Origin of the sequence: Rhodanobacter thiooxydans LCS2, from assembly GCF_000264375.1 — a bacterium.
Classification (GTDB): Bacteria; Pseudomonadota; Gammaproteobacteria; order Xanthomonadales; family Rhodanobacteraceae; genus Rhodanobacter; species Rhodanobacter thiooxydans.
In genome coordinates, this window is sequence record NZ_AJXW01000009.1 from 49131 (window position 1) to 65226 (window position 16096).

The window sequence follows — 16096 nt, forward strand, 5'->3', positions numbered from 1 at the left end:
GCCGGGGGTTATTGGAAAATTGGTTCGATCCTGCCTTGTACCTTTCAAGACACGCGCCGACGCACGCCGGCGAACAGGCCAATCAGCAGCATGCCTAAACCAAACATGCCGAGTGTGGCGGGCTCGGACACATTATTTCCGTTTCCGCCTCCGGGCGTATTCGACCCGATGGTCACGTTATCGAACACGATGAAGTCCGCGACCCCGCCGAAATTCACGGATTTGGCGATGCCGGCGAATGTCACGCCAATGGGGGACCAGCAGGAATAGGTCTGGGCAAACCCATCGCAGTTACCGCCGTTGATGGGCAGAAACAAGGTGGCCAGAATGTTGCCGGAATCATTCAGACCGTCGTACACCGTGATACTGCCCGCGGTGTTCGGAGCGGCGTAGTAGAAGGAAAAGCCGGTGTCGAATCCTGCTGCAACATTCATGATGGCGCTGTTGGCGTCCAGAAATCCCATGACGTTGGGCCCGCTGGGTTCGTTGGCCACATTACCCCACAGACCGTTTGGTGCCCCTCCGGCGAGTGCGCTCGACCATACGACCCCGTAGTTCGGGCCACCGCAGGTAATGCCACTGCCTGAATAGGAGCTGCTGCATCCGCCGTTGTAATAGTTGTCCACGAGTTCGGCGGGTTGATGCTGCATTTCATCGAAGCTCATGACCGTGGTGGCACTGGCGATGCCGCATACCAGCATTCCCAGGCTCAAGACGAGCGTGATTCCGATTCGTTTTCTCGATGGATTCATAAGATGTCCTCCGGATTGAAACACCCTGTAGGCGCATTAACAGCAATTCCCATGCCAGAGAAATAAACAGCGATGATTCAATATATTGCAGATCCCATGGGTTGAGTGGGGACTGGAGTCTGTAAAATGCGTCGACACTCACGGACCAAAGAATGTGAGGGTGCACGCACCGTGCATGTGGTCGAGCTCGCTGCCCGCGAGTTCAAGGCCGGCCGCGCACTGCCGCCCGAGCGGGCCCTGCCGGTATACCTGCGCGACAAGGTGGCGTTGACGCTGGTGGAGCAGGGGAAGGCTTGAGCTGTCTTTTTGAGACTAGAAATTCAGCCCCGATGGTCTGTTGCAGTCGTATTTTTCGTCAACTCTATCTACATCGTCAGGTGAGATATGTCGCGCACTCAACTCCTGTGGAGTGAGCTGTTGCCACGCATCGACATCGATACAGTGGCGATTTGCGACACCAAAGAGGTGTTGCATCTTGCGCATTACCCGCCTATGCCTTGGTTCATCGGATTGATTAAGCGTATGCCAGTCACGTAAGGCGTATCGGAGCCAGGTACTCCGCGAACGGCGTAGGAATGTTGAGCGTTACGCAGCCGCTCCTGAAAGCTCCGTCGCTGGTGGAGGCTTCGTTACCCCCGTATTGGCTTGGTGTGGTTGGGGCGCTGGCTGAATACGTTTCAGATGGTGGCGCGGTAACGTGTGGCGTGCGTTGAACCGGTGGCGTCCGCCGGCCTTCTTGATGGCGCCTGATGGGCGCGTAGGGTCGACACGACCAGCTGCGGTGCCGGCAATGTCAAGTGCAAAGAGACCGACCGCGTCTGTCGGATGAAACGCAGGTTGAGCACTGGTGAGTTGTTTCTCGTCGCCGGAACTGCGTTCCAATCGGAGATTGCTGGTCGCAACAACGGCATCAACAAACAAAGATGGCCACCGAACACCGTCGCCGTCACGGCAACTCAGCGTCCCGATTCCCGCAAGTTGCCGGGCCTGTTGTCCCTTTCTGCTCTCACTGGCGGCCTTCCCGTGGCAAAGGCCATGAATGGACCGTCCGGATGTTTTCAAAGTTCTGCGCTGGAGATTCCCGGTGACGTTGGGAAGTCGCGGGACGTTGATCGAACAGCACGTCAATGCTTGAGCTTGCAGGAGACCTGCCAGCGTAAAAGTCCTTTGGCGCCCGCTTTCGACAGAAGGCGCTCAGGCGCACGTATTTCGCACAGAGCAGACTTGAATGGCAAAGCGTCAAAGCCGCCCGATCACCAGCTGCACCAGCAAGCTGCTGACCGCCACTGCGATCCACACGCCCAGTCCCAGCAGGATTGGTCGGGCGCCGCTGGCGATCATCTTGCGCAGGTTGGCGGAGAGACCGATCGCGGTGAGCGCCACGATGATCAGGAATTCGGCCGCAGCGTGCAGCGCGGGCAGGATCGCGGCGGGGAGCAGGCCCGCGGTGCGGATGCCGGAGGCCACCAGGAACCACAGGATGAACCACGGGAGGATGCGGCGCAGGCTGAAGTCGGCGGCGCCGTGCTTCTTCTCCCTCGCGGCCACCGCGAAGGCCAGCACCAGGCAGATCGGGATGATCAGCGTGGCGCGGGTCAGCTTGACGATGGTGGCGTAATCGCCGGCGGCATGGCTGTAGCTGTAGCCGGCGGCGACCACCGAGGAGGTGTCGTTGATTGCGGTGCCGGCCCACAGGCCGAAGCCGAGGTCGGACAGGTGCATCAGGTGGCCGAGCGGCGGGAACAGCAGCACCGCTACCACGTTGAACAGGAAGATGGTGGAGATCGCGAACGCGGTGTCGTGCTCGTCGGCCTTGATGATCGGCGTCACCGCGGCGATCGCCGAGCCGCCACAGATCGCGGTGCCCACGCCGATCAGCACCTTCAGCTTGTCATGCACGCCCAGCCAGCGGCCCAGTGCCCACGCGCTGACGAAGGCCACGGTCAGCGTCACCAGGGTCACCGACAGCGATTCGAGACCGGTCCTCGCCACCTGGTCCAGGCTGAGCCCGAAGCCCAGCGCGATGATCGACCACTGCAGCACCTGCTTGCCGGCGAAGGCGATGCCGGGGGTGAAACGCGCGCCGGGCGCCAGGAGGTTGCGCACCGCGATGCCGAGCAGGATGCCGATCACCGGGCCGCCGACCAGCGGCAGCCACCGACCCAGCCACCAGGCGACGAGTGCGATCGCGACGGCCAGCAGCAGGCCGGGGGCGCGGCTGCGCAGGGTGGGGCGGACGAGGGCGGCGGCGAGCGGTATGTTCATGGCGCGAATGCCTTGGGTCGGCGTCACCGCGGCGAAGGTCGGGCCCAGGGCTTTCCCGACTTTTGGCCGAGAAGTCGCTGGATGACCAGCTTCGCTGTTGTGAAGCGCTTCCTGCTTGCGCAGGAATGACGGGCAAGTACGAGGTTGCCGGGGTGCTGGCGCGCCATTCTCCTCGCCTGCATCGATCAGTAAAACTTGGAAAAGCTGATATGAAGTATAAGATCGAGTGATGATCAACATCAGCCCGCGCCAGCTCGATGTGTTCGTGCAGATCGCACTGGCGGGCAGTGTGCGCGCCGCCGCCGAGCGCCTGCATCTGACCCAGCCGGCCGCCAGCATGGCACTGGCGGAAATGGAGCGGCAGCTCGACGCGCCGCTGTTCGACCGCGAGCGCGGCCGCCTGCGCCTCAACGCGCGCGGGCGAGAACTGCTGCCGCTGGCGCAGGAGCTGCTGGAACGCCATGCCGAATTCGGCCGGCGCGGACGCGAGGAGGGCGCGGCGCTCACCGGCGAGCTGCGCATCGGCGCCAGCAACACGGTGGGCAACTATCTGGTCGGCGAGTTGCTTGGCGGTTTCGTGCGCGCGCATCCGCAGGTGGCGGTCCGCCTGCGCGTGGCAAACACCGAGACGATCGCCGCCGCCATGCTCGAGCACAGTCTGGACATCGGCTGCGTCGAAGGTCCGGTGGCACATCCGTTGCTGGAGGTTCGCCCGTGGCGCGACGACCGGCTGGTGGTGTGCGCGCCGCCGGAGCATCCGCTGGCGCGTAGGCGCGGCCTGAAGCCGGCGGATTTCGCCGGCGCACGCTGGGTGCTGCGCGAACCCGGCTCGGCCACCCGCGCCACCAGTGAACGCGTGCTGGCGCAATTGCCGCCGGGCGAAACCGTGCTGGAACTCGATCAGATCGAGGCAATCAAGCAGGCCGTGGTGGCCGGGCTGGGCATCGCCTGCCTGCCCGCGGTGGCGGTGACCGACGCATTGGCGACCGGACGGCTGAAGGCGCTGAAAACGCCATTCCTGGATCTGCGCCGCAAGCTCTCGCTGCTGCTGCACCGCCAGAAGTACCGTGGCGCCCTGCTGGATGCGTTTCTGGAAGGGCTGTAACGCGCAGCAATTAGCGGGCGGACGCTGCGACGATCTCGTTCAGCATCGCCTCGGCCTGCTCGTGCGTGGGCGCATTCAGCAGCTGCGCGGCGTGGCGGCGCAGGTGCGCGTGGTCCAGCGTGGCAAGGCGGTCGCGCACCTGCAGGATCTGCGCGGGGTGCATGCTGAATTCATGCAGGCCGAGCAGCAGCAGCAGCGCGGCGAAGTTCGCGTCGCCGGCGATCTCGCCGCATAGGCTGACCGGCTTCTTCGCGCGGCGGCCGGAGGTGAGCACGTGCGAGATCAGCCGCAGCAGCGCCGGCTGCAGCGGGTTGTAGATGTTCTCCAGCGCGTCGTTGCCGCGGTCGGCGGCGAGCACGTACTGCGCCAGGTCGTTGGTGCCGATGGCGAGGAAGTCGGCGTGTTCGAGCAGCGCGCGCACGTTGATCGCCGCCGCCGGCACCTCGATCATCGCGCCCAGCGGCAGCTTCTCCGGCAGGTCGATGTTCTCGCGCTTCAGGTCCTGCCGCGCCAGATTGAACAGCGTGCGCACCGCGATCAGCTCGTCCGGCTGGGTCACCATCGGCACCAGCACGCGCACCGGGCCATAGCAGGCGGCGCGCAGGATCGCGCGGATCTGGGTGGTGAACACCGCCGGGTAGCGCAGCGACAGGCGCACGCCGCGCACGCCGAGCGCCGGGTTGTCCTCGCCGCGCAGGGCGAGCCCGGCGGCGTCGGCCTTGTCGGCGCCCAGGTCCAGCGTGCGGATGGTCACCGGCAGGCCGCCCATGCCCATCACCAGGTCGCGGTAGGCGATGAACTGCTCGTCTTCCGAGGGCAGGCCCTTGTGCTTGAGAAACAGGAACTCGGTGCGGTACAGACCCACGCCATCGGCGCCGCGCGCGCGCGCCAGCGCCACGTCGGCGGACGTCTCGGCATTGGCCAGCAGGGTGATTTCCACGCCGTCGCGGGTGCGCGTGGGCGCGTTCGCCAGCTTGGCCAGCCGCCGGCCTTCGGCCGCCGCCTCGCGCTGCCAGGCGCGATAGCGCGAGAGATCCTGCGCGGCCGGGTGCACGATCACCTCGCCGCGCTCGGCGTCGAGCAGGATCAGGTCGTCGTCGTGGATGTTGGACAGCGCATCTCGGGTGCCCACCAGCATCGGCAGGCCGAGGCTACGCGCCAGGATCGCGCTGTGCGAGTACGCGCTGCCGGAGCTGGCCACCACGCCGAGCAGGCCATTGCCGGCCAGCTGCGCCATGTCGGCCGGCGCGATGTTGTCGGCGATCAGGACCTCGCCCACCCGCGCGGCGAGCTTGCGTTCTTCCGGGCTGGTCTGCCGTTGCAGCGCGGAGATCACCCGGTTGATCACCTGCTCGACGTCCTCCTTGCGGCTGCGCAGGTAGGGGTCGTCCATCGCCTCGAACACCGCGGACAGCCGGTCGCGCTGTTTCTTCAGCGCGGCACCGGGACGGTAGCGGCCGATCCGCACCAGATCGTCCAGCCCGCGCAGCAGTTCGGCGTCGTCCAGCAGCAGGCTGTGCGCGTCGATGAACTCGTTGACCTCGCGCGCCAGCGCGCCGTGCAGCTTGCCGCGGAGCTCACGCAATTCCTGCCGCGCGGTGTCCAGCGCCTGGTGCAGCTTGGCCAGCTCGCCCTCGACCTCCTCCTCGGCGAGCGGCCGGGTATCCACCGCATAGCGGCTGGGCTGCACCAGCCGTGCGCGACCGAGCGCCATGCCGTGCGCGGCGACGGTGCCGGTGAGGAGGTGTCTCACGCTTGGCCCCCTTGGGGGCCAAGCGCGGGAATCGGGAATCGGGAATCGGGAATAGGGGAAAGCAGGGTGCGCGCGAGTACCCCGCTTCCTGCAGGCACCGCGCTGTCCGCCTTGCCTATTCCCAAATCCCTGTTCCCGATTCCCTGCATCTCAAGCTCCCTCGTCGAACTTGCGCTCGAACAGCGCGACCACGGCGGCCAGCGCGGCTTCCTCGTCGGGGCCGTCGGCGCGGACGGTGAGCGGGCTGCCGAGGCCGGCGGCCAGCATCATCACGCCCATGATGCTTTGTGCGTTCACTTCGCGGCCCTTGCTGACCAGGTGCACGGTGGCTTTGAAACCCTGCACCAGTTGTACCAGCTTGGCCGAGGCGCGGGCGTGCAGGCCCAGCCGGTTGGTGATGACGATCTCCTTTTCAAGCATGGTCGATGAAGATTCCCCCGCGGCCACCGCTGGCCGCGATCTCGGCCAGCTCGTCCAGTGGTTTTTCCGCATAGTTGAGTACGCGCAGCAGCATCGGCAGGTTGAGCCCGGAGACACAGTGCAGGTGTACGCCCAGCGCGCCCAGCGACAAGCCGATGTTGCACGGCGTGGCACCGTACAGGTCGGCCAGGATCAGCACGCCGTCGCCGGAGTCGAGCTCGCGCGCATGGTGAGCGGTGAGCGTGCGCATCACGTCGGGGTCCGCGCTGGGCGGCACCTCCACCGCCGCCACCTTGAGCGGCAGCCGCGGCATCACGTGGTGCGCGGCGGAGATCAGCGCCTGGCCGACCGCCTCGTGGGTCATCAGCAGCACGCCGACGCTCATGGCCGGCAGCTCGTGCGAAGAGTGGTCGCGGACGGCATGGCCATCACTCCAGTTCGCGGTGGAAGGTGAGCACGCCCTCGCGGCGCGAGCGATAGTGCGCGGCGAGCTTCTCGACCAGGTAGACCGAACGGTGGCGTCCACCGGTGCAGCCGATCGAGATGGTCACGTAGCTGCGGTCGTCCTGCTCGAAGCGCGGCAACCAGGCGTCCAGCCAGCGCGCGGTGTCGATGAAGTATTCGTTGACCAGCGGCGCGGCTTCGAGGAATTCGCGCACCGGCGCGTCCTTGCCCGACAGCGGGCGCAGGCGTGGTTCCCAGTGTGGGTTCGGCAGGCAGCGCGCGTCGAACACGAAATCCGCGTCCAGCGGCAGCCCGCGCTTGAACGCGAACGACTGGAACATCAGGGTCAGCCCCTCAGTGGCCTGCGCGTAGCCGGTGGCCACCAGCCGGCGCAGCTGGTGCACGTTGAGCTCGCTGGAGTCGATCACCTTCTCGGCGATCGCCATCAGAGGGCGCAGCAGGCGGCGTTCCTCGGCGATCGCGTCGGCCAGCGACACGCCGCGCGTGGCCAGCGGGTGGCGGCGGCGCGTTTCCGAATAGCGCTTGATCAGCACCTCGTCGCGGCAATCCAGGAAGATCAGGTGCACCTGCACGCCGGCGCCGGCCAGCTCCGACAGCACGGTTGGCATGTGCGCGAAATCGGTGCTGCGGTTGCGCACGTCCACACCCACCGCGATGCGCCGCGGCCGGCTGCGGCGGTCGCCGCGGATGGCGGCGTCGACCAGTTGCGGCAGCAGCACCACCGGCAGGTTGTCGACGCAGTAGAACTCCAGATCCTCCAGCGCGCGCAGCGCCACCGTCTTGCCGCCGCCGGACATGCCGGTCAGCACGATCAGGTGGATCTCGTGCGGGTCGGCCAGCGGGCCGGGCGGGCGGGTCTCGTCGCTCATGCTTTCACCATGGGGGCAGTCGGCGCAGCTGGTGCGCCTGGCGGTCGATGAAGGTCTGCGCCGGGTCGATGCCCTTGCTCTTCAGGGCGTGGCTGCGCACCGCCGCCTCGACCAGCACCGCCAGGTTGCGGCCGGAGGCCACCGGGATGGTGATCATCGGTACCTTCACGTCGAACACCTCGCGATGGCCGATGTCGCCGGTGAGGCGGGTCAGCGCGTCGCCGCCGGCGTCGAGGTTGAGCTCGCTGTCGCGCAGCGGCTTCAGGTGCACCACCAGGCGCAGGTATTTGGAGGTCTTGACCGACATGTGGCCGAACATCTCGCGCACGTTGAGCACGCCCAGCCCGCGCACCTCCAGCAGGTCCTGCAGCAGTTCGGGGCAGCTGCCGTCGATCACGTCCGGCGCGATCAGGGTAAACTCGGTGGCGTCGTCGGCGACCAGCCGGTGGCCGCGGCTGATCAGTTCCAGCGCCAGCTCGCTCTTGCCGGAGCCGGCCTCGCCGGTGATCAGCACGCCGATCGAGAACACTTCCAGGAACACGCCGTGCAGGGTGATCTTCGCCGCCAGCGTGCGTGCCAGGTGGTACTGCAGGTAGGTCAGCAGTTCGTGGCCGCGCTTGGGGCTGATCCACAGCGGCGTGTCGGTTTCCTCGGCCACCTCGCGCAGGTCCGCCGGCACGGCCTGGTCCTTGGTCACGATCAGCGCCACCGGCTGATAGGCGGCGATCTTGTGCATCACTTCCCAGCGCTGGCGCGAGTCCAGCCCGTCGAGGTAGTTCAGTTCCTCCGAGCCGATGATCTGGATCTTGTTCGGGTAGATGATGTTGAGGTAGCCGATCAGCGAGGGCCGGCGCGCCTGCGCCACGCCCGGCTCCAGCATGCGCGATTCCCCGCGCATGCCCGATACCCAGCGCAGGGCCATGCGCTGGTGGACGCCATCGTAAAGTTGTCGCGCGCTGATCCGGTCCAAGCCTTGGGTCCTTTGCGCCGCGTGTCGGTAGCCGGCGGGCCGCGGCGGTGCGCGGCCATTGTGCCAGCTTGGGCAGATACGCGCGTGCAGAGGGAGAAACGGCCCGCCCTGGAACGGGCGGGCCGCGGTCGGCGAGAACCGCTTTCGGTCAGCCGTACTGGCGTTCGTCGCGCGTCTCGCGCTGGTGCTTGTCGGCGACCTTCTCGCGGTACTTGCGCAACTGGGCGACCAGCTTGTCGAACAGCACGTCGATGGAGGCGTACATGTCGGCCTCGGTGGCCTCCGCGTGCAGGGTGGCGCCGACGACGCCCAGGGTGCCGTCGGCGCGGTGCTGCAGCTTGTCGACGGACAGCACGATCGCCAGGCTCTTCAACTTGTCGTCGAGGCGGGTGAGGCGGTCGAGCTTGGCGGTGGCGTGGTCGCGCAGGGCCGGGGTGACTTCGATCTGCTGACCGCTGAGTTGGAATTGCATGGGGCGCCTCCTCTGGTGGTGCAGTGCCGCGTTTCGCGGCGGGTGGACGTGCCTCGCGCGGGGCGACGCACATCGTCAATCATCCTGTCTCTGGTATGGGAACGCTTTGGCGATAACCAAGTTCCCGCGGGCGGCCTGCGACAATCAGCCCGCGCGCTGGCGTTCGCTGGAGGTGGGTATGCGCAGTCCCTCCCGGTATTTGGCCACGGTGCGGCGGGCGACCTGGATGCCCTTGCGCTGCAATTCCTCGGCGATCGCCAGGTCGGACAACGGCTTGCGCACGTCCTCGGCCTCGATCAGCTTGCGCAGCATGGCCTGGATCGCGGTGGCCGAGGCGCTGCCGCCGTCCTCGGTGGACACGCCGCTGGAAAAGAAATACTTCAGCTCGAAGGTGCCGCGCGGGGTGTGCAGGTACTTGCGCGTGGTGACGCGCGAAATGGTCGACTCGTGCATGCCTACCTCCTCGGCCACCTCGCGCAGCACCAGCGGGTGCATCGCCTCGGGGCCGTAATCGAGGAACGCGCTCTGCCGCCGCACGATCGCCTCGGCGACCTTCAGCAGGGTCTCGGCGCGCGATTCCAGGCTCTTGATCAGCCAGCGCGCCTCCTGCAGCTGGCCGCGCATCCAGCTGGCATCCTCGCCGCGGGCCTGGGCGATCAGGCCGCAGTAGTGCTGGTTCAGGCCCAGCCGCGGCTGCGCGTCCGGATTCAGGCTGACCCGCCAGCGGGTGCCATCGCGCAGCGCGTAGACGTCCGGCGCCACGTATTCCACCGGGGTGGCGTCGAGCGCGGCGCCGGGGCGCGGGTCGAGGCTGCGGATCAGCACGGCGGCGTCGGCCACGTCGTTTTCGTCGGTGCGCAGGCGCCGCGCCAGCCGGGCGATGTCGTTGCGCGCCAGCAGTTCCAGCTCGGTGTCGACGATGCGCAGCGCGAGGTCGCGCTGCGGCGTATCCGGGTCGAACTGTTCCAGTTGCACGCGCAGGCAGTCGCGCAGGTCCAGGCTGGCCACGCCGGCGGGGTCGAAACCCTGCAGGCAGCGGCGCACCCCCTCGATCTCGGCGATGCTGGCGTCGAGGTCGGCGGGCAACGCGGCGAGGATGGCTTCCAGCCCTTCGGCCAGGTAGCCGGCGGGGTTCAGCGCGTCGATCAGCACGGTGGCGATCAGGTGCTGGCGCGGGGTGAACGAGGCCAGGTTGAGCTGCCACAGCAGGTGCTGCTGCAGGGTTTCCGGCACGGCGTTCTGCGGTTCGAAATCCTCGTCGCCGCGCGTGCCGCTGCCGCTGTTGCTGCCGACGCTGCTGCTGGAGAAGTCGATCGGCGTTTCGGCCACCCCGCCGTCGGACCAGTCGCTGGCCTCGCCGTCGTCGCTGCCGGTGGCGGCGACCGCTTCGACGCTGGGGTAGTCGCTTTCGGCGGCGGCGTCCTCGATCGCCTCCTCGTCCTCGACTTCCTCGGCGAACTCCAGCAACGGGTTGCTCTCGGCAATCTGCCGCAATTCGGCTTCCAGCTCCAGCTGCGACAGCTGCAACAGACGTATCGCCTGCTGCAGTTGCGGCGTCAGGGTCAGCTGCTGGTGGAGGCGAAACTGCAGTGCGGGTTTCATGCCAGCCAGTCGGGGGAGGGGATGATCGACCCAATCCTAGCGCGTGCCCGCGGGTGCGGCCATAGCGGCCGCGGGCGGATACCGGCCGTGACAGGATGTGTCAGAGCCGGAACTCGCGGCCCAGGTAGACCTCGCGCACCTTCTCGTCGGCGAGGATGTGCGCCGGGGTGCCGCGCGAGAGCACCTCGCCCTCGTTCAGGATGTACGCGCGGTCGCAGATGCCCAGCGTCTCGCGCACGTTGTGGTCGGTGATCAGCACGCCGATGCCGCGTTCCTTGAGGTGCCGCACGATGCGCTGGATCTCGCCGACCGAGATTGGGTCGACCCCGGCGAAGGGTTCGTCCAGCAGCATGTAGCGCGGGTTGGCGGCCAGCGCGCGGGCGATTTCCACCCGGCGCCGCTCGCCGCCGGACAGGCTGATGCCCTTCTGCGTGGCGATGTGGGTGATCTTCAGCTCGTCCAGCAGGTTTTCCAGTTCGCTGTCGCGCTGCGCCGAGGTGAGTCCCTTGCGCAGCTCCAGTACCGCCATGATGTTGTCCGCCACGCTGAGCCGGCGGAACACCGACGCTTCCTGCGGCAGGTAGCCGATACCGAGCCGGGCGCGCTCATGCATCGGCGCGCCGGTGATGTCCAGCTTGTCCAGCTTGATCGTGCCGCCGTCGGCCTCGATCAGGCCGACCACCATGTAGAAGCAGGTGGTCTTGCCGGCGCCGTTGGGGCCGAGCAGGCCAACCACCTCGCCTTCACGGATCGAGAAGCCGAAATCCTTGACGACCTGGCGCGACTTGAAACTCTTCTGCAGACCTTCGGCGGACAGCATCGGTTACGGCTGCCCCTGCGGCGCGGAGCTGCTCCGGGCCGGAGCCGGCGCGGCCGGCTGCGACTTCGGTTTGAAGGTCATGTGCACCATGCCGTCGCCGGCGCTCTCGCCAGTCATCTGGCTGGTTTCGGTGTTGTAGGTAAGCCGGTCGCCGCGCGCATCGCCGCGGCCCTTCTGGGTGACCGAGGCGTTGCCGCTGAGCACCGCGATGCCCTTGAGGTTGTCGTAGTCGAGCGTGGCGGCGTCGCCCAGCATCAGGTTGCCGTTGTCGTCCAGCTGCTCGAGGTGCGCCGGGCTGCCGGTGATGACCACCCGGCTGATCTGGGTGTCGGCGTCGAAGTACACCTTGGCCTGCGCACCGGTGGCTTTCAGCGTCCCCTGGGTGATCACCACGTTGCCGGTCAGCGTGCTCACGCTGTTCGGCTTCTGGAAGCCGTCGAAGTTCTTCGCGGCGACCTGCATTTCCTGCTGGCGGTCGCTTTTCCTGGCCAGCGCCGGCTGGGCCGCGAGCAGGCCCAGGGCCGCGACGGCGAGCGCGAACCTAGCGCTGGCGCGGCGGGAAGGTGGCATGAACGTCATCGAGCAACTCCAGGTGTTTGTCGTTGAGGTCGGCACGCATGCCGATGCCGCTGATTCTAGTGCCGCCTTGCACCATCTGCGCCGGCGCCGCGGTTTCCAGGCGGTTCTGCTTCGGCCAGGCGGTGACGTCGGCGGTCTGCATGTGGGTAGCCGGCGTGTCGCCGAACGCCGTCCGGTTCATTTCCACCGGGCCCTGCAGTTTGAGCTGGGTGCCGTCCTTGTTGACCCAGCCGTACAGTGATCGGCCCAGCCAGTCGGGCACGCCGGCCTGGTTGGACGGCAACTGGAAGGTGGGCGAGTTGAGGTACAGCGAGTCGTCGCCCTCGCGTCGCTCCAGGTGCGGCGACTGCAGGCGGAAGCTGGGCAGGCCTTCGGCGTTGTATTCGGTCATGCGTGCGTCGGTGAGGGTGTAGCCGGAGCGCGGCGGGCCGACGAAGTCGCTGGTCCGCGGCGCCGGCCCGAACCACCACAGCAGCAACTGGGCTACACCCGCGGCAAGCGCGATGGCGAGGGTCGCGGCCGGCAGGCGCCGGTCGCGCAGCCAGCGGCGCAGCTTCATTGCCAGCGCTCCCGCTCGGCGGCACCCTTGCCCTGCGCGTGCAGGATCAGGTCGCACACCTCGCGCGCCGCGCCCATGCCGCCGCCGCGCGTGGTTTGCCAGTGCGCCGCCGTGGCCACCCAGGGGTGCGCGTTGGCCACCGCCACCGCCAGCCCGGCGAGATGCATCGGCGGCAGATCGGGCAGGTCGTCGCCGGTGAAGGCGGCCTGCTCGGGCGCCAATTGCAGCGCGTCGAGCAGCTCGCGCAGGCAGGCGCGCTTGTCGCCCTGGCCCTGGTAGACGTGGGTGATGGCCAGTTCCTCGGCACGCAGCGCCACCGGGTGGCTGATCCGCGCGCTGATGATCGCCACCCGCACGCCGTTGGCCTGCAGCCGCTTCAGGCCGAGCCCGTCGTGCACGTGGAACACCTTGGTCTCGCGGCCGTCCTCGCCGTACCACAGGCGCCCGTCGGTCAGCGTGCCGTCCACGTCGAACACGGCCAGGCGGATTTTCGCGGCGCGGGCCAGGAGGTCGGCGGGGAGGTTGGCGAGGTAAGGGGAATTGGGCACGGCTTTGCTGTTCATGGATTTAGAGCGAAAGAGCGAGCTTGCCTGATTTGCCTGATTTGTCGAGACAAATCAGGCTCAGACCACACGCGCCCGGAGCAGATCATGAATGTTCAGCGCGCCGACCACGCGCTGTTCGTCGTCGACCACCAGAAGCGCGTGGATCTGGTACTTCTCCATCAGCTGCGCCGCCTCGGCCGCCAGCTTGTCGGCGCCGATCGTCTTCGGGCCGCGGGTCATCAGCTCGGCGACGGTGGCGCCGCGCAGGTCCACGCCGTCGTCGTCCAGCGTGCGGCGCAGGTCACCGTCGGTAAAGACCCCCAGCAGGCGTTGTTCAGCGTCGACCACGGCGGTCATGCCCAGATGCTTGCGGGTCATCTCGACCAGGGCGGCGGTGAGGCTGGCATCGGGGGAGACCCGCGGCACCTCGTCGCCGCTGTGCATCACGTCGCTGATGTGCAGCAGCAGGCGCCGGCCCAGCGCGCCGGCCGGGTGCGAGCGGGCGAAGTCGTCGGAGGTGAAGCCGCGCGCCTCCAGCAGCGCGATCGCCAGCGCGTCGCCCAGTACCAGCGCCACGGTGGTGCTGGTGGTCGGCGCCAGGCCCAGCGGGCAGGCTTCGCTGGAAATGCTGCCGTCCAGGTGCACGTCGGCCTGGCTGGCCAGCGAGGAGGTGGCGCGACCGGTGATGGCGATCAGCGGGATACCTTGGCGCTTGATCACCGGCAGGATGAACAGCAGTTCGTCGGTCTCGCCGGAGTAGGAGATCGCCAGCACCACGTCCTGCGGCAGGATCATGCCCAAGTCGCCGTGGCTGGCCTCGCCCGGGTGCACGAAAAACGCCGGCGTGCCGGTGGAGGCCAGGGTGGCGGCGATCTTGCGCCCGACATGGCCCGACTTGCCCATGCCGCTGACCACCACGCGGCCGCGGCAGCCCAGGATCAGCCGGCAGGCCTCGACGAAGGCCGGCCCGATCCGTGGCTCCAGTGCCTCGACGGCGGACGCCTCGGTGGCGATCACCGTGCGTGCACTGCGGGTGATGGCGTCCGGATTCAGGTCGATCGGGGCGGGTGGGGCGATGCGTGCGTTCATGGAGGCTCGATGAAGGGGCGGACGAGGCCCGGGCGGTCATGGTTGGCGGCCCCGCTCGGGCCGGCTGCAAGCGCGGTCATTTCTGCGCCCGCGGATTTCCATTACCATGACATGTCCGCATTTTAACGTCATAAGCCAGCGCATGGGTTCCGGCGGCAAGGGAATCCACTGCCGGCTGCCCAGACTCCTGCATGGAACCCCTCCCGATGGACCCAGCCCGCATCCAGGCGATGATCGAACACGGCATGCCCGGCGCCCAGGTGGAGGTCAGCGGCGCGGACGGCGTGCATTTCGAGGCCACCGTGGTCGCCAGCCAGTTCGCCGGCAAGCTGCCGCTGGCGCGGCACCGGCTGGTCTACGCCACGCTGGGCGAGCTGATGGGCGGCGCGATCCACGCCCTGGCGCTGAAGACGCTGACACCCGAGGAGGCAGGGAATAGGGAGTAGGGAATAGAGAATGGCGAAAGCCTTCCACCCGCGCCCTCACTGCTTCTCCCGATTCCCTATTCCCGATTCCCTATTCCCCGACTTATGGCCAAAATCCTCATCAACGGCGGCGTGCCACTCCATGGCGAGGTCGCCATTTCCGGCGCCAAGAACGCCGTGCTGCCGATCCTCGCCGGCTGCCTGCTCGCCGACGAACCGGTCAGCATCGGCAACGTGCCGCACCTGCACGACGTCACCACCTTCATCGAGCTGCTCGGCCAGATGGGCGTGCAACTGGTGCTGGACGACCGCATGAAGATGCATGTCGATCCCCGCACCACCAGCACCTGCGTGGCGCCTTATGACCTGGTGCGCACCATGCGCGCCTCGATCCTGGTGCTGGGCCCGCTGGTGGCGCGCTTCGGCCAGGCCGAGGTTTCGCTGCCCGGCGGCTGTGCGATCGGCTCGCGCCCGGTCGACCAGCACATCCGCGGCCTGCAGGCGCTGGGTGCCGAGATCACGGTCGAGAACGGCTACATCAAGGCGAAGGCGAGCCGGCTGAAGGGCACCCGCATCGTGATGGACATGGTCACCGTCACCGGTACCGAGAACATCATGATGGCGGCCACCCTGGCGCACGGCACCACGGTGATCGAGAACGCGGCGCAGGAGCCGGAGGTGGTCGACCTGGCCCATTGCCTGATGGCGATGGGCGCGCAGATCGAGGGCGCCGGTACCTCGACCATGGTGATCCACGGCGTCGAGCGCCTGCATGGCGCCGAGTACGAGGTGCTGCCGGACCGCATTGAGACGGGCACCTTCCTGGTCGGCGCGGCGATGACCGGCGGCAAGGTGCGCGCGCGGCATGCGCGCGCCAATACGCTTGACGCGGTGCTGGCCAAGCTGGAGGAGTCCGGCGCGCAGATCTCCACCGGCGACGACTGGATCGAGCTGGACATGGGCGGGCGCCGGCCGAAGGCAGTCAGCATCAGCACCGCGCCGTACCCCGCGTTCCCCACCGACATGCAGGCGCAGTTCACCGCACTCAATTGCGTCGCCGAAGGCACCGGCGTGGTCACCGAGACGGTGTTCGAGAACCGCTTCATGCATGCGCACGAGCTGCAGCGGCTCGGCGCCGACATCCGCCTCGAAGGCAACACCGCGGTGGTGCATGGCGTGGCGCAGATGAGCGGCGCGCCGATCATGGCCACCGACCTGCGCGCCTCGGCCTGCCTGGTGCTGGCCGGGCTGGTGGCCAAGGGCGACACCGTGGTCGACCGCGTCTACCACATCGACCGCGGCTACGAGAACATCGAGGAAAAGCTCGGCGTGCTCGGCGCGAAGATCCGCCGCCTGCCGAATTAAAGCTTTACTCCCTCCCCCTGCGCAGCAGGGGAGGGCCGGGG

At 67.6% G+C, this 16096-nt stretch carries 17 protein-coding genes and 1 pseudogene; 4 read left to right on the plus strand and 14 right to left on the minus strand.

Annotated features, from left to right (window positions below; genetic code table 11):
* Window positions 1–44 precede the first annotated feature (44 nt).
* Window positions 45–752: a PEP-CTERM sorting domain-containing protein gene (locus UUA_RS02405; protein ID WP_153022852.1), complete on the minus strand. Its 708-nt coding sequence runs from the start codon at window positions 750–752 to the stop codon at window positions 45–47.
* Between the two features lie 165 nt (window positions 753–917).
* On the opposite strand from UUA_RS02405, the pseudogene UUA_RS19200 reads away from it, so the two are divergent.
* A pseudogene (locus tag UUA_RS19200) lies at window positions 918–1049 on the plus strand (tRNA (adenosine(37)-N6)-threonylcarbamoyltransferase complex dimerization subunit type 1 TsaB); the annotation flags it as partial.
* Between the two features lie 942 nt (window positions 1050–1991).
* On the opposite strand, the gene UUA_RS02410 reads toward UUA_RS19200, so the two are convergent.
* Entirely contained in the window at window positions 1992–3017 is a 1026-nt protein-coding gene (locus tag UUA_RS02410) for a YeiH family protein (RefSeq protein WP_008433962.1), read from the minus strand.
* A 229-nt stretch (window positions 3018–3246) separates the two neighbouring features.
* On the opposite strand from UUA_RS02410, the gene UUA_RS02415 reads away from it, so the two are divergent.
* Window positions 3247–4122, plus strand: coding sequence for a LysR family transcriptional regulator (locus UUA_RS02415; protein ID WP_008433964.1), 876 nt, complete (start codon window positions 3247–3249; stop codon window positions 4120–4122).
* A gap of 10 nt (window positions 4123–4132) precedes the next feature.
* Here the strand turns inward: UUA_RS02415 and ptsP are convergent, their stop codons facing one another.
* The 12 genes from ptsP to UUA_RS02475 form a co-directional block, all read right to left on the minus strand.
* The gene (gene ptsP, locus UUA_RS02420; RefSeq protein WP_008433965.1) at window positions 4133–5875 is read right to left on the minus strand and encodes a phosphoenolpyruvate--protein phosphotransferase; all 1743 of its coding nucleotides are present in this window, start codon (window positions 5873–5875) and stop codon (window positions 4133–4135) included.
* A gap of 150 nt (window positions 5876–6025) precedes the next feature.
* Window positions 6026–6295, minus strand: a complete 270-nt coding sequence (locus UUA_RS02425; RefSeq protein WP_008433967.1) for an HPr family phosphocarrier protein — start codon at window positions 6293–6295, stop codon at window positions 6026–6028.
* Window positions 6288–6680 (minus strand): PTS sugar transporter subunit IIA, encoded by a 393-nt coding sequence (locus UUA_RS02430; RefSeq protein ID WP_008433969.1) that lies wholly within the window; start codon window positions 6678–6680, stop codon window positions 6288–6290. Before UUA_RS02430 ends, UUA_RS02425 begins: the two co-directional genes overlap by 8 nt.
* Window positions 6681–6723: 43 nt before the next feature.
* Entirely contained in the window at window positions 6724–7629 is a 906-nt protein-coding gene (gene rapZ / locus UUA_RS02435; RefSeq protein WP_008433971.1) for an RNase adapter RapZ, read from the minus strand.
* A 4-nt stretch (window positions 7630–7633) separates the two neighbouring features.
* Entirely contained in the window at window positions 7634–8599 is a 966-nt protein-coding gene (hprK, locus tag UUA_RS02440) for an HPr(Ser) kinase/phosphatase (RefSeq protein WP_008433974.1), read from the minus strand.
* A gap of 148 nt (window positions 8600–8747) precedes the next feature.
* The gene (hpf, locus tag UUA_RS02445) at window positions 8748–9071 is read right to left on the minus strand and encodes a ribosome hibernation-promoting factor, HPF/YfiA family (RefSeq protein ID WP_008433976.1); all 324 of its coding nucleotides are present in this window, start codon (window positions 9069–9071) and stop codon (window positions 8748–8750) included.
* A 144-nt stretch (window positions 9072–9215) separates the two neighbouring features.
* Window positions 9216–10673: an RNA polymerase factor sigma-54 gene (locus tag UUA_RS02450; protein WP_008433978.1), complete on the minus strand. Its 1458-nt coding sequence runs from the start codon at window positions 10671–10673 to the stop codon at window positions 9216–9218.
* A gap of 100 nt (window positions 10674–10773) precedes the next feature.
* Window positions 10774–11493: an LPS export ABC transporter ATP-binding protein gene (lptB, locus tag UUA_RS02455; RefSeq protein ID WP_008433980.1), complete on the minus strand. Its 720-nt coding sequence runs from the start codon at window positions 11491–11493 to the stop codon at window positions 10774–10776.
* Between the two features lie 3 nt (window positions 11494–11496).
* On the minus strand, window positions 11497–12072 hold the full coding sequence (gene lptA / locus UUA_RS02460) for a lipopolysaccharide transport periplasmic protein LptA (RefSeq protein WP_008433982.1): 576 nt from the start codon (window positions 12070–12072) through the stop codon (window positions 11497–11499).
* Window positions 12035–12631, minus strand: a complete 597-nt coding sequence (lptC, locus tag UUA_RS02465) for an LPS export ABC transporter periplasmic protein LptC (RefSeq protein WP_008433984.1) — start codon at window positions 12629–12631, stop codon at window positions 12035–12037. Before lptC ends, lptA begins: the two co-directional genes overlap by 38 nt.
* A complete protein-coding gene (locus UUA_RS02470) occupies window positions 12628–13194 on the minus strand; it encodes a KdsC family phosphatase (RefSeq protein ID WP_008433986.1) in 567 nt (188 codons plus the stop codon). Before UUA_RS02470 ends, lptC begins: the two co-directional genes overlap by 4 nt.
* A 60-nt stretch (window positions 13195–13254) precedes the next feature.
* Window positions 13255–14265 (minus strand): KpsF/GutQ family sugar-phosphate isomerase, encoded by a 1011-nt coding sequence (locus UUA_RS02475; protein WP_008433989.1) that lies wholly within the window; start codon window positions 14263–14265, stop codon window positions 13255–13257.
* A gap of 206 nt (window positions 14266–14471) precedes the next feature.
* Here UUA_RS02475 and UUA_RS02480 point away from each other — a divergent pair, with 206 nt between their 5' ends.
* Window positions 14472–14711, plus strand: a complete 240-nt coding sequence (locus UUA_RS02480; protein WP_008433990.1) for a BolA family protein — start codon at window positions 14472–14474, stop codon at window positions 14709–14711.
* Between the two features lie 84 nt (window positions 14712–14795).
* The gene (gene murA / locus UUA_RS02485; protein ID WP_008433992.1) at window positions 14796–16055 is read left to right on the plus strand and encodes a UDP-N-acetylglucosamine 1-carboxyvinyltransferase; all 1260 of its coding nucleotides are present in this window, start codon (window positions 14796–14798) and stop codon (window positions 16053–16055) included.
* The last annotated feature ends 41 nt before the right edge of the window (window positions 16056–16096 follow it).